Below are 25447 nucleotides of genomic sequence, written 5' to 3'. Positions count from 1 at the left end.
GCCGGTGGGCGGACCGGAAAAAAGACAGCCCCTCCGGTACCGGAGGGGCTGTACTGAATATTTCACATCAGTGAATTCCCGATTAGAGGTTTGCCTGGATTTTCTTTTCCAGCACTGATTTAGGAACTGCACCTACTTGTTTATCAACCACTTTACCGCCTTTTACGAACAGAATAGCAGGGATGCTGGTGATACCGTAGTTTACGGATAACTGAGGATTGTGGTCCACGTTAACTTTACCGATATTTACTTTACCTGCGTAGTCTTTAGACAGCTCTTCAATTACCGGACCGATTGCACGGCATGGACCGCACCATTCAGCCCAAAAGTCGATAACAGTTAATTTATCGCTGTTCAGAACTTCAGTTTCGAAGTTCGCATCTGTGAATTCTAAAGCCATATACTCTAAATTTAAAATGATTTGTTATAATGATTGTTTTGATTTTCTGCTGCTTTGCGATCAATCAATGCTAATTACTGTCAAATCTTGATCCACGTGCAAATTACTGCATTTTTGACATCTTACTTATTGATTATGTCTATATACACATCGATATCCGGCTGTTTAGCCAGATACTGTGCCAACTCGTCATTCATTTCAATATTGCGGTTGAAAGTGTGGAGTTTAGCCTGCATTTGGGTGTCCAGATCTGTCAGGTGAACATGCATGGTACTGTTACCGGGGTAGCGGTTGACGTTCTCTACCAGGAAGTCCACCGTCTGCCGGGTGATCGTCTTGGGAGAGGTCATCAGGAATACCTGCTTGGTATGAGTCTTTTTCACCTCCTGCAGCAGCTGGATGCTGTTTACCTTAAACTCGTATTCATTGTCGTTAAAACGCTTGGATTTGAAGCCCCCGTTGATAAACAGGCATAATCCCGGTTTGAGGTAAGGGGCAAAGCGGATAAAGTCTTCGCTCCAGAGGGCAAACTCGAACTTGCCGGTATAATCCTCGATGGTCATAATACCGAACTGGCGGTTATTCCTGGAAATCCTTTCCTGTGCGTTGGTGATGAATACGGCGAGGCGGAAGTTCTTTTCCCGGGCGCGGCCACCGGTGCTGCCGGGGGTAGTGATTTCGGCCTGGTATTCCAGGAGTTCCTGCACGGTATTCATCTGGTAATGCTTCATTTCGAAGCGGTAATCGTCCAGCGGGTGGCCGGAGATATAGATACCTGTTACATCCCGCTCGTTATTGAGCTTCATGATCAGCGGCCATTGGTCGCAGGGCGGGATTTTCGGCGGTTCCACATCCGGCAGTTCATCGGCGCCAAAGAGGCTGCCCATGGTCGAGGAGCCGGCAGTGACCTGTTGCCCGAATTTCACGATACGGTCGATACCGGTGAGCGGGTCGTTTTCAGGTTTGTGGAAATATTGCGCCCTGTGGAGTTCAGGGAAGCAGTCGAAGGCGCCGGACATGGCCAGGGCCTCCAATGATTTTTTATTGACAGCGCGTTGGTTTACGCGTTTGATAAAGTCGAAGATGGATTTGAAGTTGCCTTCCCGTTTACGTTCTTCCAGCAGGTTTTCCACGGCCGCTTCGCCCACGCCTTTGAGGCCGCCGAGGCCAAAGCGGATCTGGCCTTGTTTGTTCACCGCAAAACCTTTGAACGATTCATTCACATCCGGCGGCAATACGTCGATGCCCATGCGTTTACACTCTTCCATGAAGAAGGTGATCTTTTCAATATTGCTGGCGTTGTTCAGCACGGCCGCCATGTATTCCGCAGGGTAGTGGGCTTTCAGGTAGGCGGTCTGGTAAGCTACGAACGCATAGCAGGTAGCGTGGGATTTGTTGAACGCGTAGGATGCGAATGCCTCCCAGTCGGTCCATACCTTATCGCAGATCTTGAGGTCATGCCCGTTTTTCTGGCAACCTTCCATGAACTGCGATTTCATTTTATCCAGTACGGCCTTTTGTTTTTTACCCATGGCCTTACGCAGTACGTCGGCATCTCCTTTGGAGAAGCCGGCCAGCTTCTGGCTGAGCAACATCACCTGCTCCTGGTACACCGTGATACCGTAGGTATCGTTGAGGTATTCCTCCATTTCAGGGAGGTCGTAGGTGGTGGGTTCCAGGCCGTGTTTACGGCGGATAAACGCCGGGATATACTCGAGCGGGCCCGGACGGTACAAGGCGTTCATGGCGATCAGATCGTCGAAACGGTCCGGCTTCAGTTCGCGCAGGTATTTCTGCATACCGGCGGACTCGAACTGGAAGGTGGCGTTGGTTTCGCCTTTCTGATAGAGCTCATAGGTCTTGGCGTCGTCGAGCGGGATGTTATCGATTTCGATTTCCACGCCGTGGTTTTGGCGGATCAGTTCCAGGGCGCCCTTGATGATGGTAAGGGTTTTGAGCCCGAGGAAGTCCATTTTGATTACGCCGGCGCTCTCGATGATGCTGCCTTCGAACTGGGTCACGAGGAGGTCGGAGTCCTTGGCGGTGGAAACGGGGATCAGGTCGTAGAGGTCCTGCGGCGCGATGATGATACCTGCCGCGTGGATGCCTGTGTTACGCACGGAACCTTCCAGTACGCAGGCTTCGCGGAGTACTTCTCCCTGCAGGTCGTCTCCTTTGATGAGTTCACGGAGTTTTTTAACGTTCTCGATATCTTCACCGGCGAGGCCTTCTTTTTCAGCGAGGCTTTTTTCGCCTTCCAGCGGCGCGTTGAAGATACGATCCAGCTGGATGCCCGGTTTTTCAGGCACCAGTTTGGCCAGGGCGTTGGATTCCGGCAGGGGGAGGTCCATTACGCGGGCCACGTCCTTGATACTCATTTTAGCGGCCATGGTACCGTAGGTGATGATTTGCGCCACCTGGTTACGGCCATATTTCTGTACTACGTAGTCGATTACTTTCTGACGGCCTTCATCATCGAAGTCCGTATCAATATCGGGCATGCTCTTACGTTCCGGGTTAAGGAAACGCTCAAACAGGAGGTTGTATTTGATGGGATCGATGTTGGTGATGCCGATGCAGTAAGCTACGGCGGAACCGGCGGCCGATCCGCGGCCGGGGCCGATGAATACGCCCAGATCGCGGCCGGCCTTGATGAAGTCGGACACGATGAGGAAGTAGCCGGCAAATCCCATGTTTTCAATTACCTGCAGTTCGAAGTTGAGGCGTTCTTCCACTTCCGCCGTCATTTCCGTATAGCGGGTGCGGGCTCCTTCGAAGGTCAGGTGGCGCAGGTACTGGTCCTGCGTGAAAAATTCTTTCGGGATAGGGAAGTTGGGCAGGAGGATATCCCGCTTGAGGTCCAGCAGCTGCACCTTATCCACGATTTCGTTGGTATTGTCGATCGCCTGCGGAAGGTCGTGGAACAGGGCCGACATCTCTTCCGTGGTTTTGAAATAGAACTGGTCGTTGTAGAAGGCGAAGCGCCGGTTTTTTACGGACACGTCATCGTCTGCAAACTCCTTCATCGTTGGCGTACTTTTCTTTTCGCCGGTGTTGATACAGAGCAGGATATCATGCGCATTGGCATCCGACTGGTCCACGTAGTGGGAGTCGTTGGAGGCAATGACTTTTACGTTATATTTTTGAGCGAAGCGCAGCAGCACTGCGTTTACCTGTTCCTGTTCGGGAATGCCGTGGCGCTGGAGTTCTACATAGAAGTCCTCACCAAAAAGATCGAGCCACCATCTGAATTCCTTTTCACCTTCTTCTTCGCCTTTGCGGAGAATGGTTTTGGGCACGGAGGCGCCGAGGCAGCAGGTAGTGGCGATGAGCCCTTTATGATATTGTAATACCAGCTCTTTATCGATACGGGGGTATTTACCATAGAGCCCTTCCATGTATCCGAGCGAGCATAGTTTGATGAGGTTGCGGTAACCTTCATCATCTTTTGCCAGCAGCACCTGGTGGTAGCGGATATCTTTTTCCTCGCGGGTGAACGACCTTTTGTGGCGGTTTTCCACGAGATAAAATTCGCAGCCCACAATAGGTTTCACTTTCAGGCGTTTATCCTTCGGATCGGCGGGGTTCAGTTTGTTATTGTAAGCTTCTGCCACAAACTGAAATACACCGAACATATTTCCATGGTCTGTAATAGCCAGTGCGGGCTGATTGGAAGCCATCGCTTTTTTGTACAGCGATTTTATGTCGGCAGCGCCATCCAGCAGGGAAAATTGCGTGTGTACGTGTAAGTGGGAGAAATTCATCTTGCTATCCTCTTTTGTCAGACAGCAAATGTCGGAAAATAATCCTTAAAGCGTTCTATGTGAGTAAATTTTGAAGCGCGTCGTCCATGGAAATTCGAAAATCTTAAATATTTTAGCGAAAAATTAACCAGTCCAATAATTATGAAGCGTGTAAAGAGGAATTTAATTGTGAAATTATCGGTTTGTGCATTGTCACTTAGTTCCTGTTCGACACTTCATAAGAGTACCTCCAAATCCACCGGGAAGGCCACTCCGGCCACTGCGGGCAATCATTCCGCGCAACGGGTACAATTTATTGAAGGCATATCAACAAGGCAAAAACCTAAAGAAGTCGTAAATCCGAACCACAGTAAAAATGTTGCCATCAGCTCTAATGTGAGCCTGGGCAGTTCCGTACTGGAAAATGCCGCCAGCTGGCAGTTCAAATACTCCCAGCTGCTGGACGTGCCGGTGGAATCCGTGCTGAATGGCAAGTTGTATAATTTCATTGACGACTGGATGGGCACCCCTTACCGCATGGGCGGTAAAAGCAAGGAGGGGATTGATTGCAGCGGGTTTGTGAACATGCTGATGAACACGGTGTTTCAGCTGAACCTGATCGGCAATTCCGTACAGCTCTACAACCAGGTGACCCGCCTGGGCAGGCAGCAGCTGAAGGAAGGGGACCTCGTCTTCTTCAGGATCCATCACAAACGCATCTCGCACGTAGGTATCTATCTCAACAACGATAAATTCGTTCATGCCAGCACCAGTAACGGGGTGATGATCAGTGACCTGAACGAAATGTACTGGAAAAAATATTATGCCGGCGCCGGCAGATTATAACCGGCCTGCTCCCTGTTTCGTATAGTCTGCTACGTTAGTACATCCGCTCGTACAGCCCGTAAATGCAGCCTTTCCGGCCATGCCGGGGTGGTTGCGTTTATTTGTTTAATTGTGGCATTTGTCCTATTTTCACGGCTTTGTAAATATAGAATATCCTTAATGGAACTGGCGCCCGTAGTATTATTTGTTTATAATCGTCCTGAACTGACTCTCAGTACTTTAGAACACTTAAGTCGTAATAAGGAAGCTGCTGAAAGCAGTTTGTATATATTTTGCGATGGTCCCAAACCGGGAGCGTCCGAAGAGCAGCTGGCACTGGTAGCTGAAACGAGAAGGATTGTGCGCAGCCGGCAATGGTGCAGGGAGGTGATCATAGAAGAAGCGCAGCAGAACAAAGGGCTGGCCAATTCCATCATCTACGGCGTGACGAAAATCGTGAACCAGTTTGGCCGCATCATCGTCCTGGAAGACGACCTGGTCGTAGCGCCGCACTTCCTCGCATATATGAACGAGGCGCTTGTGAAATACGAGGCGGATGAAAAAATGCTGGCGATTCACGGCTACATTTACCCGATACAGATACCGGCGGATTACCCGCACGACACCCTGACCATTCATGATCCCGGCTGCTGGGGCTGGGGTACCTGGGCGCGCGCCTGGAGCAAGTTTGAGCCGGATTCTGCCAAACTGATCCAACAAATTAAGGATCGCGGGCTGCGGCCTGAATTTGACTTCTGGGGCGGATATCCCTTCTTCCGTATGCTGCATCAGCAACAGCAGGGGAAAGTAAGCTCCTGGGCCATCCGGTGGAGAGCCGCCGCTTACCTGCATGATATGCTGACGCTCTATCCCACGAAATCGCTCGTGCGCCACGATGGGAATGTGCCCAGCGCTACGCACCACTATACCGTACACGATTATACCTACACTGAACTTTACCCCGGCGTCATACCGGTGAAAGATATTCCCGTGGTGAACAACCTGGAAATAGAAAAACGCTTCGGCGTATTCCTGCGTAAGAATGCAGGAATGACCATCCGGGAAAAAGTCAGGGATAAGCTTATTAAAATCTGGCGCAAAATTGCAGGCAATGCTTAAAAAGATACTCAAGAAGTTTAAAAGGGAAGTAGTAGCCCCGTTAAACTGGAATAACCTCCGCAGCGTGAAACCTATTTCCACGACGTTCGGATTCGATCGTGGTACTCCTGTAGACCGCTATTACATTGAAAGTTTCCTGCAACAGCATTTATCCGATATTCACGGGCATGTACTGGAGATTGCGGAAAGTTCCTATTCCAAGCAGTTCGGGCAGCAGGTGACCAAATTTGAAGTATTGCATACGCAGCCAGGCGCGCATGTAACCATCCAGGGCGACCTCACGGATATCAAATCCCTGCCGGAAAACCAGATCGACTGCTTCATCTGCACACAGACCTTCAATTTCATTTACGATTATAAAACCGCCATCGAGGGAGCTTACTATCTCCTGAAACCGGGCGGGGTATTGCTGGCCACGCTGGCCGGCGTATCGCAGATCTCCGCGTACGACATGCAGCGCTGGGGCGATTACTGGCGTTTTACCACCAAATCGGCCCAGCGGGTGTTTGACGAAATATTCGGCGAAGGCAACGTTACCGTGCAGGCGTATGGTAATGTACTGGCGGCTACCGCGCTTTTCCACGGCATCTCTTCGGAGGAAGTGACCCGGGAAGAGCTGGATTATCATGATCCCGTTTATCCTGTTATCATCAGCATCAGAGCAACGAAAAAAGCCAATGGGAAAGCTTAGTGACCTGATATTTTCCGCAACGAATTTTGTTGCCAACAAGATACAGCGGCCCGCGGTGATCCTCCTGTATCACCGGGTTACGGACTTATCTGCCGATCCGCAGGAGCTGGCCGTGAGCCCTGCCAACTTCGATGCGCAGCTGCAACATCTTCAATCTTCCTATAACGTATTGGATGCGGACCGGTTCCTGCACTATGTAAAAGCCGGAAAGCCTTTCCCGGAGCGGTCCGTACTCGTCACTTTTGACGACGGGTATGCGGACAACTACCTGGAAGCCCTGCCCATCATGACGCAGCGGGCCACGCCTGCACTTTTCTATATCACTACCTCCAAGCTTAATACCAGCAAGGAACAGTGGTGGGACGACCTGGAACGGGTACTCCTCACCGGGCGCCCGTTACCGGCTGCGCTGTCTATCACCATCAACGGCGTTGCCCACCATTTCAATACGGCCACCGCGGCGACAACCCGGGATGCATATTATGACTTACAGGCCATCCTGCGGTTTTGCGCGCCGGATGTGATCGACCAGGCCATGCAGTACCTCTACACCTGGGCTGGCTGCGACGGGGAAGGAAGGCCTACCCACCGCATGATGACCTTCGACGAACTGAAGGCCATGGCTGCCAGCAAGTATGTGCGCATCGGCTGCCATACGCACCGCCACCCGGCGGTTGGCATGCTGCCCTATGCACAGCAACTGCAGGAAATAGGGCAGAGTAAGGAGATATTGGAATCACTTTTGCAGGAGCGCATGCAACATTTTTCCTATCCTTTCGGGGGCAGGAAGTTCCTCGGCAGCAAACGCTATTACAATGCGGATAGTATCAAAGCCTGCAGGGAGCTGGGTTTGGAAATGGTCTGCGCGAACTATTACGGGCAGGTACACACGTGGAGCAATCCGTTTGCGCTGCCGCGGATATTGGTGCGCGACTGGCCGGCCGATGTATTCAGGCAAAAAATGGAGCGCTTTTTTAAACTATAACAGGTGAAAGTACTTTTTATAAACAGGTATGAAAATAGCGGGGGAGCTGCCATAGCAGGGCAGCGGATTGGTGCTGCGCTGGAAAAATATTATCATACGGAAAATCATTTTATAGCAGGTACGCATCATACGAAAGCGGCCAACGTAACGGTGACCCGCAAAGGCCCCGTTATCAACTTCATAGAAAGAGGCTGGAACGTAGCCAGTAACCTCATGGGGCTGCAATACCTCTGGTTTCCCTTCTCCTCCGCGGTGATCATGGATACGGTGAAGCGCTTTAAACCGGATGTCATCAGCCTGCATAATATTCACGGCGGTTATTTTGACGCGGCATTGCTGCCTAAGTTATCGCAATACGCGCCGATTGTATGGACCCTGCACGATATGTGGGCCATTACTGCCAACGCGGCGCATACCTTCGGGGACACTTCCTGGAAAGCCGCGCTGCCGGCCAAAGGGGAGCATAAGCACGCACCCGCTACGGGTATCAATAACGGCAAATACCTCATCCGCCGCAAGCAGCGGCTGTATGCGGCAAGCGACCTGTACATCGTATCGCCGGCGGAATGGTTGTACAACATGACGAAGGAAAGTCCGCTGACTAAAAACAAACCGCTCTACCACATTCCCAACCCCATTGATACGGATCAATACCTGCCGCAGGATAAAGCCTCCTCCCGGGCGGCCCTGGGCCTTACGGAAGACTGGCCGGTGATCAGCTTTGTATCCGAACGGCTGTTTGCCAGCGAGTTCAAAGGCGGGAAGGAGTTGCTGCAGGTGTTATCTTTGCTGGATGAGCAGCTGGACAGGGAGGTGTACCTGCTCATGATCGGGAAGGACAGGCTGCCTGTGGAGTACAAGCACCTGAAAGGCATCTATACCGGCTATGTGAGCGGCATGGAGAAAATGATGCAATGCTACAGCGCCAGCGATATATTCATATACCCTACCAAGGCGGATACGCTGCCGAATGTATTGATAGAGGCAGGTAGTTGCGCTACCCCCTGCGTCACTTTTGATGTAGGCGGCTGTGCTGAAATTGTACGTCATGGGCAGACGGGGTATGTCGTACGACCTGGTGACTACCGGCAGTTCGCCGGCGCAGTGCTGGATTTACTGGCAGACGATGATAAGCGGGCACAATTTTCTCTCCAAACAAGAAAATATATTATCCAACATTTTGGGATGGAAACTATAGCAGCACAATACCATCAGTTATTTGCCGCTGTAGCGCGCCATTCGTAAACAAACAGGTTCAAAGTGACTCAACCGGTTATCAGTATCATAACTGTATGTTATAATGCGGAAAAGCATATTGAGAAGACCATTCAAAGTGTGTTAGCTCAAACGTATCCGCATATTGAATTCATTATCGTGGACGGCGCTTCCAAAGACGGCACCATGGCCGTAGTGGAGCGGTACCGCGACCGCATCGCCACCGTAATATCCGAAAAAGATAAAGGGCTGTACGACGCCATGAACAAGGGTTTGAAGGCAGCCACCGGGGATTACGTGTACTTCCTGAATGCGGATGACCTGCTGCATGATAACCAGGTGCTGGAAAAAACTTTCGCGGCCTGCCCGGATGCGGATGTCTATTACGGGGAAGCGATGTTCCTGGCGGAAGATGGCAGCCCGTTGGGGTTGAGGTCACAGCAAACGCCTCATAAAGTACCGGAACACCTTCACTGGAAAAGCCTGCAGCATGGCATGGTGGTGTCCCACCAGGCATTCATCGTGAAACGCGCCATCAGTCCGGCGTATGACCTGCAATACAAAGTTTGCGCCGATATCGACTGGATGATACAGGTATTAAAACAGGCGAAGACCTGTTGCAATACGCGCCTCGTAATTGCCGGATTCCGGGTGGGCGGCGCCTCCAAACAGCGGCAGCGCCTGGCCTGGAAGGAACGTTACCGCATCCTGGATCATTACTACGGCAAGGTGTCCAACTTCCTGCATCACCTGTATATCGTGGGCCGTTATATCGTTAAGAAGAAGTATTAAGCGCGCTTCCTGATTTTTTCATACACCATCGTCCACATTCCATTAATATCTTCCGACAGCCTGAGGGCGATGACAGCCGGTACGTAGAGAATTATGAAAACGATGGTCCTGACCATGGTATCCACGTAGAGGTTCCATGCAAACGGGATCAGCAGGGTGAGGCCGATGCAGGCAGCGCCCAGTACCAGCGTGATCAGCGTTTTGACGCTCAGCGGCTGCATGCCGAATTTAATCCAGATAAAGCCGAACCGAACGATGTTGTTCAGCGAAACGCTGATCAGCGTGGCATATGCTGCCCCTAGGATTTCAAAATGTTTTTGCAGGTAGTAGGTGAGGAACAGCGATACCAGTACAAAGCAGATGGAGGTGATGAAGTCGAACCGCCAGAAATTGGAGGTCTGGATCACGATATTGTTGACCCCTGTGATCAGGTCTATCAGCTTCGCGATGCAGAGCACCAGGATCACCTGCGGGATCACGGATTGCTGGTTGGCATCCAGGAAGTGGTTGAGGAACAGCACTAAATTATGCTGGCTGCACCAGATGACGCCGAATATGCCGAGGCCGAGGATGATGAGGGTGATGGAGCTTTTGGAATAGAGGGACTGTATTTTGGACAGGTCCCTGTCTTTCCAGGCCTGGGAAAGGATGGGTGTGGTAATGGCGTACATGCTTCGTTGCGGTACCTCGATCAGGCTGGCAACGAAGGTCGCGATACTATAGACCCCCGCGGCTTCCAGGCCGATGATGCTGGACATGATCAGCAGGTCGTTTGTGCGGGCCAGCAGCGCAAATACGTTCGCTGAAAACACATACCCGCTGAAAATAAGGATACGTTTTTTCATGCGCCGCGTTACCTGGCTGAGTTTGGGTACGGTTTTCAGTTCGTTTGTGCGGTAGATCACCCACCAGAGCAGGATGGCGATGAGGGCGTAGGGCAGGCAAAACAGCAGCAGGAAAGTGCTGAAGCTGAACTGGCCGATGCCGTAAATGATGAGTACAACGGTGGTGGCTACCCGCAGCAGGTTCTCTTTCAGGAAGTTGGAGGCCACGGTTTTTTTGAGGCCCCAGGCAAAGGCTTCCAGGAGGTTGTAGGCGAGGATAAAGAACGTGAGGGGATATACGATGTAGAAGTAATCGACAAACAATTTGGAGTTGCCGCTGAATTTCTGGACGATCAGGCCTTTGAAAATAAAGCTGAAAATGACGAAGAGGATAAACCCGATGGCGGCAACGATGCTGGTGATAAAGGGGAGGTCGTTCGTTTTTTTGGTCAGGTAATCCTTATAGAACGGGAAGAATTTATTGATGGCCGGAACGGCGCCGAGGGACGCCACCATGGCCATCAGCGTGGCTACGTCGATCAGTACGCCCTTGAGGCCATATTGCTCTGCATTCAGTAAACGGGGAAACAATACCAATTGGTTAAATGCACCGAATGCAAAACCAATATATATAGAGATAGAGGAATATAAACTTTGTTTTCTTACAATACCCATTTAAAAGTGAGAGTTTATCGATTCGGGCAAAGATAAGCAGCCCGGCTGAAATAAAGCGGGTGTTTCCATTATGGAAACACCCGCCTGGTATTTAATGATGGTCAGGCAGTTACTTGCCTGCGTTTTGTTGTTTTTTGTCCAGCAGGGCCTGGGCTACAAAGCCGCCGATCACCAGCAGGATCACGAGGAAAGAGGAGATGCCTGCGATCTTTACGCCTTTGAAATAGGTAGGCGGCGCAAATTTCATTTCGATCTTATGCTGACCGGCAGGGATTTTCAGGCCGCGTAAACCGTAGTTGGTGCGGATGATATCCGTTTCCTTACCGTCGATATAGGCGTACCAGCCGGCAGGGTAGTAGATATCGGAGAATACGGCAAAACCTTCGTGGTTGTTGCTGGAAGCGTATTCCAGGTTATTGAGGCCGTATTTGGTGAGCCTGATGCTCGCCGCGGAATCTGCCACGGGTTGGAAAGCGCCGCCCAGCTTAGGCTGGAAGCGTTTGTCCACCACGGCGCTGTCCTTCACGTTGAGGGATTGCAGCGTAGTCATTTCGCTGTTGGCATCCGGCGCATATACGATACCTTTTACAAACCATGCGTTGCCGTAGGCATCCGGGTTGCGTTGTGCTACCAGTTGGTTGTTCTGACCAGGGTAGATGAGGTATTTGGTATTGAGCATGTTGAGGATGCGCATATCCTGGGTGGTAGGCTTGCCGGTGGCGATGTGCTGGTAAGCCGGGATCAGCAGGTGATCCAGCATATCCTGGTAGATCCAGAGTTTGGCCGGACTATAACCGCCGATGTTTTTATGGAAATAGGACGGAGCGGCATTATCCAGCGGCGCGGTGAGGTTCCACACGCGGTAGTATGGGTCCGGGTCCTTTTTGATTTCAAGGTCGGCCGCAGAAGGCTGCAGTTCCGCCATGAAAGTAGATTCGTCTACAAAGCTATCGTTGTTGAGGTATTTTTTATCCTGCTGCCAGAGGTCGATAGTGATGGCGCCGATCAGCACCACTGCCAGTACTTTGATGTTGATCTTGCTTTTCAGGTAAGCCCAGAGCGCGCCTGCGGCAATGAGGATGAATACCAGGGAGCGGAAGGAATCTTTCAGTACGAGGGCGGCCCTGTCTTTTTCCAGTCCTCGGATGATGCTTCTGGCATTTTCCTCTCCGCCGAAATACTGGGTGAAGCTGGTGAGGAGCTGGGCATCGTGGTGGCTGGTCATGCTCATCATGGAGCTGCCGGCGATGCCGAATACCACGATCACGCCGGCTGTGGCCAGGGCGCCGTGTTGGAGCTTTTTCAGCAGTACGGGGGTGCTGAGGTTGCCGGAAACGATTTCCTGCAATGCGAGGATGGCCATCACCACAAAGGAGAAGGACGGGATCACCAGCGCCATGGCAGGAGCGCGGAACTTATTATAGTAAGGTAAGTGGTAGAAAAGGAATTCGTTGATAACCATAAAATGGTTACCCCAGGAGAGGATGAACCCTATGATGGTGATAGGGATCAGCCACCACATATGCCAGCTGCGTACGATCAGGAAGGAGATCATGACCAGCAGGCAGATGATAGCGCCTACGTAAACGGGGCCGGATGTGCCTTTCGGCTGATCGCCGTGGTACATCGGGAAAGGCGCCTGTTGGAGGATTTGCTCCGCCTGCGCTTCCGGCGCGCCTACTTTCACGAGCGCGTCGAAGGTATGGGAGCCGGGGCCTGGTCTGGCGCTGGACGAGTTGCCTGCGTAGCCGGGAATGAGGAGGGTAAAGGATTCGCCCACGCCATAGCTCCAGTCGTACGCGTAGTCGATATCCAGCCCGGTGGATTTGGTATCTTTCTTAGACGTACCGGATTCTTCAGGGGAGTGGATGGTTAATTCCGATTTGCTGCCGCGCATGGTATAATCCGTGTACTCATGCGTGATGAGCAGTGAGTTCATGTTTGGCAAAATACTCAGCACGCACATACCCACGAGGATGGCGGATGCTTTGAAGAATGCCGGCAGTTGCTTTTGCTTCCTGGCATGCACAAATGCGGCAATGGCGAGTACGCCGATGCAGATCAGCGCGTAATAAATTATCTGCAGGTGGTTGTTGTAGATAAACAGGGAGGTGGCCAGCAGGGTGAGTGCCGCGCCGCTCAGGTAGCGCTGTTTGTAGGTGAGCAGGATGCCTGCAAACACAGCCGGCATGAGGGCGATATCGTACATCTTGGTGATGTGGCCCACGTCGATGATGATCACATTATAGGTACAGAATGCGAAGGCGATAGCGCCGGCGATCCTGATCCAGTACTTAATATCTAATACGCAGGCCAGTACGTACATACATACCATGGCCAGGAAGAGCATGTTGATAGGGTCGGGCAAAAACAGGCACACGGCTTTGTTGACCACCGATATTTTGTTGGGGTTTGGGCCGGTGTACACCACATAGGTGGGCATACCCCCGAACATGCTGTTGGACCACAAGGGAACATCGCCGGTCTGCTGGTAGTAATCTTTTGCTTCTTTGGCCATTCCCTGCACGTTCATCATGTCGGACTGGTTTACCACTTTCCCTTCAAGAACGGGCGCACAGTAAACAGTTGCCAGGATCAGGAAGATCCCGATCGCTGCCAGATGTGGAAGTATGGCTTTTAGCCAGTTTTGCTTCATCGGATATTTTGAATTTAGTTTTAAAGAAACAAAAATAACTGTAATTTATCCGAAATTTCAATATGCGCCTGATACGTTTTCTGTTAAAATTTGTATTTATCTGTAATCTGTGCTTTATTGCCGGAGAAATTTTACGTATTACAGCGTATAACCATAACTGGGACGGTTTGGTGAAGCATGTGCTGGTATTGGGGGTAGGGATTGCGTTTCCAACGAACTTTTTATTGAGTATAGTCGTGGGCGTGTTGCTGCTCCTCCGGAAAATTGAATGGAAATCACTCCCGCCGTGGGTATATTTGTCGAATCTTGCAATACTTATAGTTCAACTCATAGTTTCATTCTGATGATGAAGAAAATATTGGATGATAAGCCTACGAAGCTATTCATCGGATTTGCCTGTTTTTTTGTTGCCAACGCGCTGCTGGCGGAATGTATCGGCGGAAAGCTGTTCTCTCTTGAAAAATTGCTGGGGTTACCCGTGCACACGTTTACCCTGTTTGGGCAGAGCGGGCTGTCCGTAACGCTCACGGCCGGCGTGCTGTTATGGCCGCTGGAATTTGTGATGACGGATATTGTGAATGAATATTACGGCCCGAAGGCGGTAAAGCGTATATCCTATACCGCGGTGGTGCTGATCACCTATGCTTTCCTGATGTTTTTTGTAGCCATGAAGGTGCCGGCATCGGACTTCTGGAAAGGGAGTCACCAGGCAGAAGGCATCCCGGACATGCAGGTGGCGTTTGAAAGCATCTTCGGCCAGGGGATGTGGATCATCCTCGGCAGCCTGACGGCTTTCCTCGTGAGCCAGATTGTGGATGTGACGGTTTTTCACAAGATTAAAAAGCGCACCGGCGAAAAGTATGTGTGGCTGCGGGCGACGGGCTCCACGCTGGTATCCCAGCTGGTGGATAGTTTTATCGTATTGTACATTGCGTTTAAGCTCGGGCAGGGATGGAGCTGGCAGCTGGTGCTGGCGATCTGCGTGGTGAATTATACGTATAAGGCCGTGGTAGCGGTGGCGTTGACGCCGTTGATTTATTTCCTGGAGCACCGGATTAATAAGTACCTGGGTCCGGAGACGACGGCACGGATGAAGGCGGAGGCGATGGGAAAGGTGTTGGTGGAGTCGCCGGTGGTGAATGAGTAAGTTTTAATTTTTATTATACCTATGTTAAAAAAAGTTTTATCCACTTGTGTGGTAACCTGTGCCCTTGCGCTGAGTACTGCTGCGCAGTCGAAATTCAATCTCATTAATTTGGAAAACCTTAATATGGACACGGCGATGGCCGTGAAAATTCCGTTGGGTATCCAGCTGACTACTGCTACTATGCCGCAGCAGGCGGGGAATATGGCCACGGGGTACCTGGGCCTTGGCAGAAGAAATTATGTAACGCAAAGTTTTACGGGGAATGACATGGCAGACCAGGTGGGCCTTTGGCTGAAAGGATACTATCAGGGGTATGGTGGGGCCATGCCGGTATTTATTGGCGGGAATGGGTACAATAGCGAACATGCAGGGTTGACGGTGGCGAGTAACGGGAATGTGGGGATAGGAATGACGAATCCGTCGGCGAAGCTGGAAGTGGCAGGGGATCTGTACCTTTCGGACCCGCACTGGGATGCCAGTGTGGAGTGGGCTACTACGAATATTCAGTATTTCGGACATAGTTTGGTTATCGGTAGCAAGCCTGGTAACTACGCGCATAATGTCATTGATTTCAAACCAGGAGGATCTGATCAGGGTGAGACACATAGCCATGTGAATATGTACACAGCTACCGGGCTGAATACCCAGCAGCTGAAAATCCATTTGTCAACTGACGGATTGCCAAATTACTTCAACTCAGGCCCTATCGGGATTGGCACGGTGCATCCTTTATCTTTATTATCGGTCAAGGGAGAAATCACTGCTCAAAAGGTTCGTGTAACCGGTACCGGATGGGCGGACTTTGTTTTCGCCCCTGATTATGTGTTGCCATCGTTGCAGGGACTGGCAGCTTTTATTAAGGAGCACCAGCATCTCCCTGAAATACCTTCCGCTGCAACTGTGGAAAAAGAAGGGATTGAATTAGGGGAGATGAATAAGAAACTGTTGCAGAAGATTGAAGAGTTAACGCTGTATATCATTCGCCAGGATGAGCAATTGGCTGAAGTGCAGGCGAGGCTGAAGAAACTGGAAGAAAAGAAATAAAACAAAAACGGGCTATTATCACCAGATAATAGCCCGTAATATTTTTGGCGCATTGTTATATTAATACTTCGCCTTCACCAAATCCGCTACCACCTTATCAATCGGCAACGACACGGCATCCGCTGAAAAGTCCTCCCAGTCGATCCACCTCGCGCGTTCCATTTCTTCCGTGCCTTCCGGTACTTCAAAGTCAAACGGTTTGGTAATAACAGGGGCAATAAAGGGAGATGTGGGTGTTACCAGGTAATAAATGCTGATGATCTGGGTAACGTTATCAAATGCGGAAATCTGGAAGAAGTCCGTGGTATAGATATGCTCCACCACCTTCACATCCTGGCCCAGTTCTTCCTGCCATTCCCGCACCACGCATTCGAGCGTACCTTCTCCGAATTCGAGGCCGCCGCCGGGGAATTTGGTATAGTAGCCGCCCCTGATATATTCATCACTCACGAGCACTTGTTTTTGCTCATTGATCATGATGCCATAGACTCTAACGTTGAAACCTGTCTTCATAATTTAATTTATCAGAACCATTTCTTTTTCATGAAATACCAGCTGATGATTACTGATATGCAGATGGAAAGGATGATCGGGATATAAAATGCGTGTACCGTGTGTTGGTAGGGGATATCTACGTTCATACCGTAGATGCTGGCTACCAGCATCGGGAAGGTGAGTACGATGGTAATGGATGTGAGTCGTTTCATCACCACGTTGAGGTTGTTGGAGATGATACTGGCAAAGGCATCCATGGTACTGCTGAGGATGTTGGTGTAGATGTTGGCCATCTCGAGCGCCTGGGACGTGTCTACGATGAGGTCGTTGAGGAATTCCTTTTCGTCTTCGTTGAGCGCGAGGAAGTTGGTGCGTTCCAGTTTCATGAGCAGCAGTTCGTTGCTGCGCAGCGCAGTGACGAAGTACACGAGGCTTTTCTGTATCCGCATGATGGCGAGCAGTTCCTCGTTCCGGTTGGAATCGTAGAGTTTTTGTTCCAGCATATTCCTGCGCTGGTTGATCTCCTTGAGGTAGTCGAGGAAGTTGACCACCACTTTTTCAAATACCTTCAGCACCATCATATTTCTCTTTTCCGGGGAGCGGTTATGGAAGGTGTTCAGGAATTTTTTGATGGCGGTGTTATCGAATGAGTTAACCGTAATTACCTGGTTGTGGGTCAGAATGATAACGATCGGGATGGTGATGTAGTAGGCATCACTTTCGTTGATGGAGTTATTTTCTGCCGGCGTTTTGATTACGATCAGCTTTACTTTGTCTTCCAGTTCAAAACGGGACCGCTCATCGATATCGAGGGAGTCGGTGAGGAAGTCCAGCGGGATGTCCAGTTCTTCAGACAGCTGTTCGAATTCGCTTTGTTTCAGTGGGGGAGTGATGTTGATCCAGGCGCCTTCTTCGGGCGCCTGAACTGCCACTGTTTTAGCATCAATATTTTTAAAATACTGGATCATCAGGGAAATGGGGGGTAGAGATTACCGGATATTCAACTGTCCTTCGAACACGAGGGTGGCGGGGCCACAGAGCCAGATGTTTTCGAAGGTACGTTCACCGGTTTTGTCGAATTTCACTTCCAGTTGTCCGCCGAGTGTTTGAACGGGGATGGAGTAGTGTGTTTCTTCTTTGCCGGCGAAGGTGAGGGCGGCGGCGGTAACGCCGGTGCCGCAGGAGTAGGTTTCGTCTTCCACGCCGCGTTCGTAGGTGCGTACGAAGATGCCGTTTTCGTAGGGCTGTACAAAGTTGACGTTGGTGCCAACGGCTGCAAACCTTTCGTTGTAGCGGATCTTACGGCCTTCATCAAATACGTCGATGGCCTGTACGTCGTCCACGAATTTCACGAAGTGCGGGGAGCCGGTGTTCAGGTAGTAATACATGGAGCCGTGTTCTACGTCATGGACATCCTGCATTTTCAGGTTCACCCATGCGTCGCCATCGATGGTGGCTTCATGGGGGCCGTCTACCGCGATGAAGGAGAAGCTCCCGTTACCTACGCCCATTTTATGTGCAAAGGCTACGAGGCAGCGGCCACCGTTGCCGCACATGGTGCCTTCGCGGCCGTCAGCGTTGTAGTATTTCATGGCGAAGTCGTACGCTTCGCTTTTGTTGAGCAGCATCAGTCCATCGGCGCCGATACCGAAGCGGCGGTCGCACAATTCATGTACCTGTTCGTCTGTAAGCCAGTCGTATTGGCCTTCCCGGTTGTCCATGATGACAAAGTCATTCCCGGTACCCTGATATTTATAGAAATGGATCTGCTTCATGGGCACAAATATAATTTAGATATTCTGGACTCGCAAAATATCAAAAGGTTATGGGGGGCGGGGGGCTTTCCTGCGGAGGGATAACCCGGGGAAGGGCCCATTGTCCTTCCCGGGGGGCAATACATATTAAAGCGTTGCGATAATTTCCAATCCCTTCTTAATCAGCGCCTGCACTGCCGCGCCGCCGTCCTTACTGAACTCCTGGCGGATACGGTTGGCGACAATCGCGCTGATGGAGAGGCACTGGTGGCCCAGCACCCTGCCCAATCCGTACATGGCAGAGGTTTCCATCTCGAAGTTGGAAATACGGTGATGGTTATACGAAAACCTGGTCAGGTTATCGATCAGGTTCGGGTTGGAGAGGGCGCCCCTCAGCACGCGGCCCTGCGGGGCGTAGAAGCCCGGGCAGGTAACGGTGATGCCATGGTGGAAGCCGTCCTGGAACTTGCCGGTCAGCTCACTGCCTGCCGCGAAGATGGCAGGGAACGCGCTGCCGGGGTACAGGGCTACCTGGCCCCGGAAAGCTTCCAGCAGTTGCCTTTCTTCTTCCGTATTATCAAAAGCGTAATAATTCAGGAGGTTGTCCAGCCCGAGGCCATGGGAAGAAACCACGAAGCTGTCTACCGGGATGCCTTCCTGCAAAGCGCCGGAGGTGCCGAGGCGAATAATTTTCAGGGAGGTGAGGTTTTCCTTTACCAGGCGGGTATTAAAATCAATATTTACCAGCGCATCCAGTTCATTGAACACGATATCGATATTATCCGTACCAATGCCGGTGGATACTACGGAGAGGCGTTTGTTACCGATATAACCGGTATGGGTCACAAATTCCCGGTGTTGGAATTTGCCTTCTATTTTATCAAAATGCTGACTTACCACCGCCACCCTGTCCGGGTCGCCAACGGTAATAATAGTATCTGCAAGTTCTTCAGGTCGTACATCCAGGTGGTAAACTGCGCCACGGCTATTAATAATGAGTTCTGACTCAGCGATACGTGTATCCATGTTAGATATTTTATTATTCACAATACGTTTCTTGCTCTGGTTCCGGGGTCAATATTCCTAAGTCCCGGCCTATTATCAAAATATTTTCTAAGATATTTTTTAGATAATATTTGGTGATTATCAGAATTTTACTACTTTTGCAATCCCAACAACGGAAGAGGATTGCCAGATGGGTGAAAAATGGTAATATTGCAAATATAAGGTTTCATGGCCGAGTGGCTAGGCAGAGCTCTGCAAAAGCTCGTACAGCGGTTCGAATCCGCTTGAAACCTCTGAAAGGATCGCTGGAAGCAGCGGTCTTTTTTTATCTCTTCCAAAACCGGTTCTATGGCCGAGTGGCTAGGCAGAGCTCTGCAAAAGCTCGTACAGCGGTTCGAATCCGCTTGGAACCTCAGAAACGGACCGCTGGAAGCAGCGGTTTTTTTTTATGCCGTGTGGTGAAACCGTTCAAGGAACCTGGTAATCCTTTACCATTCAGCTTTTCACCACTTCTGCAATTTCTCCTCCATCCTCCCGCACCAGATAATCTTTTCTTGATTATCTTTGTCGCTCTCTCGAAATAACAATACCAGCAGCTATTTTAACAACAGTGGACAGTGAGCGAAGCAGATAAGTCATACCAAAATCAGGATTTACTGGAACGCATTGCCGATGGCGATGAGCAGTCCTTTTCGGTATTGTTCCGTGACCTGGCGCCGTTGATACGCGCGCATATACGCTGTATTATTCAAAACGATGAAGAAACGCTGGAAGTATTGCAGGAAACGTTCATCCGGGTATGGCTGCACCGCGATAAACTCCCGCATCTGACACACCTTACCGCTTACATCAAACAAATTGCCGGCAGGCAGTGCTTTACCCTGCTGCAAAAAAACGCGCAGTACCGCAGGAATATGCCAACGGACATCCCGGAAGAAGCCACCGGCGCGGATGCGGAAGAAATGCTCTCCTATAAGGAAGCACAACAACTGCTGCACGAAGCGGTAGGCGCCTTGCCCCCGCAGCGCAAACAGATTTACCTGATGAGTCGCTCCCGCGGCATGACCAGCGCCGCCATCGCAGCGGAACTGCAACTCTCGCATAGCTACGTGCGCAACGCTTTAAGCGCCGCGCAAAACAGCATCAGGGAGCATTTACGGAAAGCCGGCAAATACCTGCCCGTCCTGCTCTGCATGCTCTGAAAAAATTTTTTTTCAGCGCATGAGTACATTTTATCCCGACGCCAGGTTTAGTATATATATCAGACCAGCCAGGTATGGACCAACTACGTATTCAGTACTTATTGCAACGCTATTCCAACAATTGCCTCACCGCCGCAGAACAGCAGGAGTGGGAGGCCATGCTGGCTGATTCCGCCAACCGGGAAGCCTTTGCGCAATCCATGGCAGCCATGGATATCGATCCCGCCCTTGTGCAGCCGTACGATCAACAACTGGAAGGCGTACTTACCGCTACGCTGCACTTTGATAAACCTAAGGCTCACCGCATACCCGCAGCACGGCGGTGGATGGCAGTGGCCGCCGGACTGGCGCTGCTGTTAGGGGCAACCGCCGCTTACCTGCATTATATCTTTCCCCCCCACCATCTAAAACCAGCTGCCACCGAAAGGGCGATCCCACCCGGCCACGACGGGGCCATACTTACCCTCGCCGATGGTACGCAACTGGTGCTGGACAGCCTGCAAAACGGCGTAGTGGCCTCCCAGGCCGGCGCGCCCATTCAACTGCAGAACGGCACGTTGCAATATAGTCAGCATACGGCCAGCGGACCGCTGCAATACAATACCATCAGCACGCCTAACGGCCGGCAGTTTGCGCTGATATTGCCGGATGGCACTAAAGTCTGGCTCAATGCCGGCAGCAGCCTGCGTTTCCCAGCGGCCTTCACCGGCGGGGAACGCGGCGTAACCCTCTCCGGGGAAGCCTACTTTGAAGTAACGGCCAACAGCCAACAGCCTTTCACCGTGAATATGGGCGACGGGAAATTTATTGAAGTACTCGGTACGGCATTTAACGTAAACGCCTATACGAATGAACCAAAACTGACTGCCACACTGCTGCAGGGCGCTATCCGGATCAACAATGCCGGGAAGCATTACCGGATGCGGCCGGGAGAGCAGGCCGACCTGGAAACAGATAAGATCAGTATTACCACTAATGCCTCCACGGAAAGAGTACTGGCCTGGAAAAACGGCTACTTCCTTTTCGACGGCGTGAGCCTGGAAGAGGCTATGCGACAACTGGAACGATGGTATAACATCACCGTGATTTATGAAAATGGCATACCGCCGATCAGGTTTGGCGGTAAAGTAAACCGCAACACCCACTTAAACGAAGTGCTGCGCATCCTCGCCAGGGCCGACCTGAAATGCCGGCTGGACGGGAACCGCCTGATTATTACACGCTAATATTTCCGGCCGCAGGGGGCGGCCGCAGTATATAAAAAACGAAGCCGCTACAGGGTGAGAGCTGCAGCGGCGGAGTTCGGGTCAATTTGTTCTGAAACAGCATTTATTAACCAAAACCGCAACAAATCTATGAAATTAAGGCAAAGGGAGAACAGCTCTCCCGGAGTTGTTCTGCTATCGCGCAAAAATCTACTGGTCATGAAGTTCTTAGCCTTCTTTTTGCTGGCCGCAGGTATGCAGGTGTATGCCAAAGGCCAGGCGCAAACGGTTACACTGTCCTGTAAAAACATGCCGCTGAAACGCGTATTTGAAAAAGTGGAAGCCCAAACGGGGTTAGTCCTGTTCTACAACCAGGAGCTGATCAACGGCAGCGCCCCGGTGACCGCCGACGTGAAAGACGTGCCCGTAACCGGCTTCCTGGACCTGCTGTTTGAGAAATTGCCGATCTCCTATGAAATCATAGGTAAAACGGTTTCCCTCACGCGAAAGCCCATCGCGTCAACTAATACCGCCGTTGCAGATACGCTGCTGCGCTGCGCCGGCCAGGTGGTGGATGAAAACGGCCAACCCGTGCCGGCGGTGACGATCCGGGAGAAGTCCAGCGGGAAAACGTATTTCAGCGATGGGGACGGCCACTTCGCTTTCGACTATAAACAACCGCAGGTATTTGTATTTACCTCCGTTGGCTTTGAGCCGGTGGAGCTGAAAGCCAGCTCCGGCAAGCTGTTGAAGGTGACCATGAACCGGCAGATCAACCGGTTGTCGTCCGTAGCGGTAGTATCCACCGGTTATCAAACCATCCTCCGGGAACGCGCTGCCGGCTCCTTTGCCAGCGTATCCGCCGAAGACCTCCGCGGTAAACTGCAAACCAATATCATGGACCGCCTGGAAGGGATGGCCCCGGGCTTTACTTCCTACCGCGGCTCCCTGCAGATCAGGGGCGTGTCTACCGTGAACGGGAACCGTAACCCGCTGATCGTGGTGGATGGCGTGCCTTACGAAGGCAGCATCGAAGCCCTCAACCCGGCCGACCTGGAAAGCGTCAACGTACTGAAAGACGCTACCGCCGCTTCCATCTACGGCGCCCGCGCGGCCAACGGCGTAATCGTGATCGTTACCCGCAGAGGCAAACCCGGCCCGGCGACTGTGACCTACGATGGTACGCTGAAAGTGATCCCGCTGCCGGACAGGGATTATGCCAACCGCATGTCGAGCGCGGAGCTGGTAGATTTTCAAAAGGAAATGTTCAGCTATTCCTCCGGGGATCCCAACGCGCTGGACCCACGCAAATCCATGAACGATGTATTTGCGCTGCTGTACAAACATAAAGCCGGCGCTATATCCAACGCGGAGCTGGAAGCAGGGCTGGATGTATTCCGCCATCGCGACCGCTACGACCAGCTGGGAGAAGTGCTGCGGAAAGACAGCCTCGTGCATCAGCACAACCTGACCATCTCCGGCGGATCGGATAAATACCGCTACAACCTCTCCGGGAATTATATGGGCAGCGCGCCTTATGCTAAAAACGGCGGTACGCCCATGCGCTATGGCTATAACCTGAGAAATATGTTTAACCTCACCCGCTGGTTCAGGCTGGACGTAGGTTTGCTGGGTAGCTATACGAAAGAAGATTACGACAACGGCTTTAGCCCGATGAGTACCTACCTCGCGGGAAAAGCCTCCTACTATATGTACCGGGATGCGAACGGCAACCCTGCACAATGGCTGAATAATAAATCGCAGTACGAAATAGACCGGCTGAAAAGCCTGGGCCTGCAGGATGAAACGTATTACCCGCTGCGGGAAATCTCCCATGCGCACCGGCTGGCCACTACCAAATACAATAACCTGAACATCGGCGCCAACTTCAAACTGTTTCGCGGGCTTACGCTGGACCTCCGCTACCAGACGGAAAGAACGGAAGGCCTGACCAAACAGTTCTTCAGCAAAAATGCCTGGTCCGTAAATACGCAGATCAACGATGCCACGGTGATTGACAATACCGGCAAAATCATCAATTACATCCCTAAAGGCGGGCAGGTCCGGGAAACGCGCTATGATCAAAACTCCTACACCATGCGCGCGCAGCTGAACTACGAAAACTGGTTTGGCAGCAAACACCAGGTAAACGTGATTGCCGGTGCGGAGCGAAGAAAAATCGGCAGCACTGCCACCGATATTTATAAATACGGTTACGACGATTTCAACCTCAACTACAAGCCGGTAGACGAGCTGCTGCTGAGCAACTACATCTACAACACGCAGGCGCTCTTCAACCAGTTCATGCTGAGCAGGGCGGAGAGAGGATTTACGTACACGGATGACCGTTATATTTCCCTCTATGCCAACGGCTCCTATACATTCGATAACAAACTGACGGCCACCGGTAGCGTGCGGATGGATCAGTCCAACCTCTTTGGCACCGATCCCAAATATCAGTACAAGCCTTTGTGGTCCGCTGGTTTGCTCTATGTAGTGCTGGATGATAAGGATTGGATTGACCGCCTGGCGGTACGCACCACCTATGGTATCAATGGTAACATTCCGAAGGATGCAGGTCCGTACCTGATTTCAAAGGATGAAACTAGCACGAACTACTGGACGAACGAATTCCAGTCCTATGTATCCAGTCCGCCGAACTCCGGCCTGCGCTGGGAAAAAACGAAAGTGACCAACCTGGGTATCGATTTCAGCTTCTTCAAAAAACGGCTGACAGGTTCCATCGACGTGTACAACAAGCAGACGAACGACCTGCTGGGCAGGCTGAACGCGGATCCTACCATTGGCTGGTCCGCCGTTACGGTGAACTACGGCAGCATGTATAACCGCGGGGTGGAGCTGGCGCTTACCAGTCGCAATATCGACAGGAGTGACCTGTACTGGAACACCACCCTTAATTTCTCCTATAACAAAAACCAGCTGACCCGACTGGAGAACAGCAGCAACACCGTTGCCAGCTACCTGGTCAGCCAGCAGAACAGGGTAGGCGTGCCGATGGGGGCTATCTACAGCGTGCGCTATGCCGGCCTGGATGCGACGGGCAAGCCGCAGGCTTATACGGCGGATGGTAAGGTGGTGAAGTCCACCCAGCAGCTGACCGTGAACGACCTCGTGTACCAGGGTACTTCCGTACCACCGTATGCGGCGTCCCTGTTGAATACCATTGGTTATAAAGGCGTGGAACTCTTCTTCATGTTTACCTACTACGGCGGGCATGTGTTGAGGGACGTGAAGTCGCCCTACCTGAACCTTTTCCCCGAACTGAACTACACCAGCAACCTGGAGCGCAATGCGCTGCGCCACTGGAAGCAGCCTGGCGATGAGAAGGACCCGGACATGGCGCCGGCCTACGAGCAGGCGGTGAGCACCGTGATTACCGACATCTGGAATGCGGGCGACCGCTTCGTGAAAAAGGCGGACTACATCAAGCTGCGCGACGTGACGCTGAGCTACCGCCTGCCGTATAAGGTGATCAACAAGGCGGCATTTAAGAATGTGAAAGTGAGCCTGCAGATGCAGAACATCTGGCGCTGGTCCGCCAACCCGCAAAAGCTGGATCCGGAAGTCTGGAACGGACTAACGTTATCGCCTACACGTGGTTACCTGCCGCCGGCTACCTTTACTTTCGGTCTTTCTGCTAACATTTAAA

19 protein-coding genes and 2 tRNA genes are annotated in these 25447 nt (G+C 51.6%); 13 read left to right on the top strand and 8 right to left on the bottom strand.

What is annotated here, in order from left to right:
* Positions 1-82: 82 nt before the first annotated feature.
* Both trxA and dnaE read right to left on the bottom strand, forming a co-directional pair.
* Complete coding sequence (gene trxA, locus BOC67_RS08250; protein ID WP_073087077.1) at positions 83-400, bottom strand: thioredoxin; 318 nt, start codon at positions 398-400, stop codon at positions 83-85.
* Between the two features lie 122 nt (positions 401-522).
* On the bottom strand, positions 523-4164 hold the full coding sequence (gene dnaE, locus BOC67_RS08245; RefSeq protein WP_291909211.1) for a DNA polymerase III subunit alpha: 3642 nt from the start codon (positions 4162-4164) through the stop codon (positions 523-525).
* Between the two features lie 141 nt (positions 4165-4305).
* Here dnaE and BOC67_RS08240 point away from each other — a divergent pair, with 141 nt between their 5' ends.
* From BOC67_RS08240 to BOC67_RS08215, 6 genes are all read left to right on the top strand, one after another.
* Complete coding sequence (locus tag BOC67_RS08240; RefSeq protein WP_291909209.1) at positions 4306-4989, top strand: C40 family peptidase; 684 nt, start codon at positions 4306-4308, stop codon at positions 4987-4989.
* Positions 4990-5250: 261 nt separating this feature from the next.
* Complete coding sequence (locus tag BOC67_RS08235; RefSeq protein ID WP_367115547.1) at positions 5251-6087, top strand: hypothetical protein; 837 nt, start codon at positions 5251-5253, stop codon at positions 6085-6087.
* Positions 6080-6778: a methyltransferase domain-containing protein gene (locus tag BOC67_RS08230; protein ID WP_291909204.1), complete on the top strand. Its 699-nt coding sequence runs from the start codon at positions 6080-6082 to the stop codon at positions 6776-6778. Before BOC67_RS08235 ends, BOC67_RS08230 begins: the two co-directional genes overlap by 8 nt.
* Positions 6765-7763, top strand: a complete 999-nt coding sequence (locus BOC67_RS08225) for a polysaccharide deacetylase family protein (protein ID WP_291909202.1) — start codon at positions 6765-6767, stop codon at positions 7761-7763. The genes BOC67_RS08230 and BOC67_RS08225 overlap by 14 nt, the downstream gene beginning before the upstream one ends.
* A gap of 3 nt (positions 7764-7766) precedes the next feature.
* The gene (locus BOC67_RS08220) at positions 7767-9008 is read left to right on the top strand and encodes a glycosyltransferase (protein ID WP_291909201.1); all 1242 of its coding nucleotides are present in this window, start codon (positions 7767-7769) and stop codon (positions 9006-9008) included.
* Between the two features lie 15 nt (positions 9009-9023).
* A complete protein-coding gene (locus BOC67_RS08215; RefSeq protein ID WP_291909199.1) occupies positions 9024-9770 on the top strand; it encodes a glycosyltransferase family 2 protein in 747 nt (248 codons plus the stop codon).
* On the opposite strand, the gene BOC67_RS08210 is transcribed toward BOC67_RS08215, so the two are convergent.
* Both BOC67_RS08210 and BOC67_RS08205 read right to left on the bottom strand, forming a co-directional pair.
* Positions 9767-11269 (bottom strand): oligosaccharide flippase family protein, encoded by a 1503-nt coding sequence (locus BOC67_RS08210; RefSeq protein ID WP_291909197.1) that lies wholly within the window; start codon positions 11267-11269, stop codon positions 9767-9769. The genes BOC67_RS08215 and BOC67_RS08210 overlap by 4 nt on opposite strands.
* 109 nt (positions 11270-11378) lie before the next feature.
* Entirely contained in the window at positions 11379-13925 is a 2547-nt protein-coding gene (locus BOC67_RS08205) for a YfhO family protein (RefSeq protein WP_291909195.1), read from the bottom strand.
* Positions 13926-14268: 343 nt separating this feature from the next.
* On the opposite strand from BOC67_RS08205, the gene BOC67_RS08200 reads away from it, so the two are divergent.
* Together BOC67_RS08200 and BOC67_RS08195 are read left to right on the top strand one after the other, a co-directional pair.
* Positions 14269-15072: a queuosine precursor transporter gene (locus tag BOC67_RS08200; protein WP_291909194.1), complete on the top strand. Its 804-nt coding sequence runs from the start codon at positions 14269-14271 to the stop codon at positions 15070-15072.
* Between the two features lie 21 nt (positions 15073-15093).
* Entirely contained in the window at positions 15094-16116 is a 1023-nt protein-coding gene (locus tag BOC67_RS08195; protein ID WP_291909191.1) for a hypothetical protein, read from the top strand.
* Positions 16117-16176: 60 nt separating this feature from the next.
* Here BOC67_RS08195 and BOC67_RS08190 read toward each other — a convergent pair whose 3' ends face one another.
* The 4 genes from BOC67_RS08190 to BOC67_RS08175 all read right to left on the bottom strand — a co-directional run bounded on the left by BOC67_RS08190 (position 16177) and on the right by BOC67_RS08175 (position 19391).
* The gene (locus BOC67_RS08190; protein WP_291909189.1) at positions 16177-16629 is read right to left on the bottom strand and encodes an NUDIX domain-containing protein; all 453 of its coding nucleotides are present in this window, start codon (positions 16627-16629) and stop codon (positions 16177-16179) included.
* A gap of 11 nt (positions 16630-16640) precedes the next feature.
* A complete protein-coding gene (locus BOC67_RS08185; RefSeq protein WP_291909186.1) occupies positions 16641-17579 on the bottom strand; it encodes a magnesium transporter CorA family protein in 939 nt (312 codons plus the stop codon).
* A gap of 21 nt (positions 17580-17600) precedes the next feature.
* On the bottom strand, positions 17601-18386 hold the full coding sequence (gene dapF / locus BOC67_RS08180; protein ID WP_291909184.1) for a diaminopimelate epimerase: 786 nt from the start codon (positions 18384-18386) through the stop codon (positions 17601-17603).
* A 126-nt stretch (positions 18387-18512) separates the two neighbouring features.
* Positions 18513-19391 carry a nucleoside phosphorylase gene (locus BOC67_RS08175; RefSeq protein WP_291909183.1) on the bottom strand — a complete coding sequence of 293 codons (879 nt, stop codon included), beginning with the start codon at positions 19389-19391 and terminating at the stop codon, positions 18513-18515.
* A 201-nt stretch (positions 19392-19592) separates the two neighbouring features.
* Between BOC67_RS08175 and BOC67_RS08170 the strand changes: the two genes are divergently transcribed.
* The 5 genes from BOC67_RS08170 (at position 19593) to BOC67_RS08150 (ending at position 25446) form a co-directional block, all read left to right on the top strand.
* Positions 19593-19663 (top strand) — tRNA-Cys (locus BOC67_RS08170).
* Between the two features lie 49 nt (positions 19664-19712).
* Positions 19713-19783, top strand: a tRNA-Cys gene (locus BOC67_RS08165).
* A 204-nt stretch (positions 19784-19987) separates the two neighbouring features.
* Positions 19988-20572: a sigma-70 family RNA polymerase sigma factor gene (locus BOC67_RS08160; protein WP_291909181.1), complete on the top strand. Its 585-nt coding sequence runs from the start codon at positions 19988-19990 to the stop codon at positions 20570-20572.
* 74 nt (positions 20573-20646) lie between these two features.
* Positions 20647-21798, top strand: a complete 1152-nt coding sequence (locus BOC67_RS08155; RefSeq protein ID WP_291909178.1) for a FecR family protein — start codon at positions 20647-20649, stop codon at positions 21796-21798.
* A 198-nt stretch (positions 21799-21996) separates the two neighbouring features.
* A complete protein-coding gene (locus BOC67_RS08150) occupies positions 21997-25446 on the top strand; it encodes a SusC/RagA family TonB-linked outer membrane protein (RefSeq protein ID WP_291909177.1) in 3450 nt (1149 codons plus the stop codon).
* The last annotated feature ends 1 nt before the right edge of the window (position 25447 follow it).

This window comes from Chitinophaga sp. CB10 (assembly GCA_001870995.2).
Lineage (GTDB): Bacteria > Bacteroidota > Bacteroidia > Chitinophagales > Chitinophagaceae > Chitinophaga.
The sequence above is the reverse complement of the archived record's forward strand: the minus strand, read 5'-3'. Positions and strand labels throughout refer to the sequence as shown.

Bases quoted from the DNA above. Each gene is read 5' to 3' on its own strand.
- trxA (WP_073087077.1), bottom strand. From the start codon at position 400: ATGGCTTTAGAATTCACAGATGCGAACTTCGAAACTGAAGTTCTGAAC.
- dnaE (WP_291909211.1), bottom strand. From the start codon at position 4,164: ATGAATTTCTCCCACTTACACGTACACACGCAATTTTCCCTGCTGGAT.
- BOC67_RS08240 (WP_291909209.1), top strand. From the start codon at position 4,306: ATGAAGCGTGTAAAGAGGAATTTAATTGTGAAATTATCGGTTTGTGCA.
- BOC67_RS08230 (WP_291909204.1), top strand. From the start codon at position 6,080: ATGCTTAAAAAGATACTCAAGAAGTTTAAAAGGGAAGTAGTAGCCCCG.
- BOC67_RS08225 (WP_291909202.1), top strand. From the start codon at position 6,765: ATGGGAAAGCTTAGTGACCTGATATTTTCCGCAACGAATTTTGTTGCC.
- BOC67_RS08210 (WP_291909197.1), bottom strand. From the start codon at position 11,269: ATGGGTATTGTAAGAAAACAAAGTTTATATTCCTCTATCTCTATATAT.
- BOC67_RS08205 (WP_291909195.1), bottom strand. From the start codon at position 13,925: ATGAAGCAAAACTGGCTAAAAGCCATACTTCCACATCTGGCAGCGATC.
- BOC67_RS08200 (WP_291909194.1), top strand. From the start codon at position 14,269: ATGATGAAGAAAATATTGGATGATAAGCCTACGAAGCTATTCATCGGA.
- BOC67_RS08195 (WP_291909191.1), top strand. From the start codon at position 15,094: ATGTTAAAAAAAGTTTTATCCACTTGTGTGGTAACCTGTGCCCTTGCG.
- BOC67_RS08190 (WP_291909189.1), bottom strand. From the start codon at position 16,629: ATGAAGACAGGTTTCAACGTTAGAGTCTATGGCATCATGATCAATGAG.
- BOC67_RS08185 (WP_291909186.1), bottom strand. From the start codon at position 17,579: ATGATCCAGTATTTTAAAAATATTGATGCTAAAACAGTGGCAGTTCAG.
- dapF (WP_291909184.1), bottom strand. From the start codon at position 18,386: ATGAAGCAGATCCATTTCTATAAATATCAGGGTACCGGGAATGACTTT.
- BOC67_RS08175 (WP_291909183.1), bottom strand. From the start codon at position 19,391: ATGGATACACGTATCGCTGAGTCAGAACTCATTATTAATAGCCGTGGC.
- BOC67_RS08155 (WP_291909178.1), top strand. From the start codon at position 20,647: ATGGACCAACTACGTATTCAGTACTTATTGCAACGCTATTCCAACAAT.
- BOC67_RS08150 (WP_291909177.1), top strand. From the start codon at position 21,997: ATGAAGTTCTTAGCCTTCTTTTTGCTGGCCGCAGGTATGCAGGTGTAT.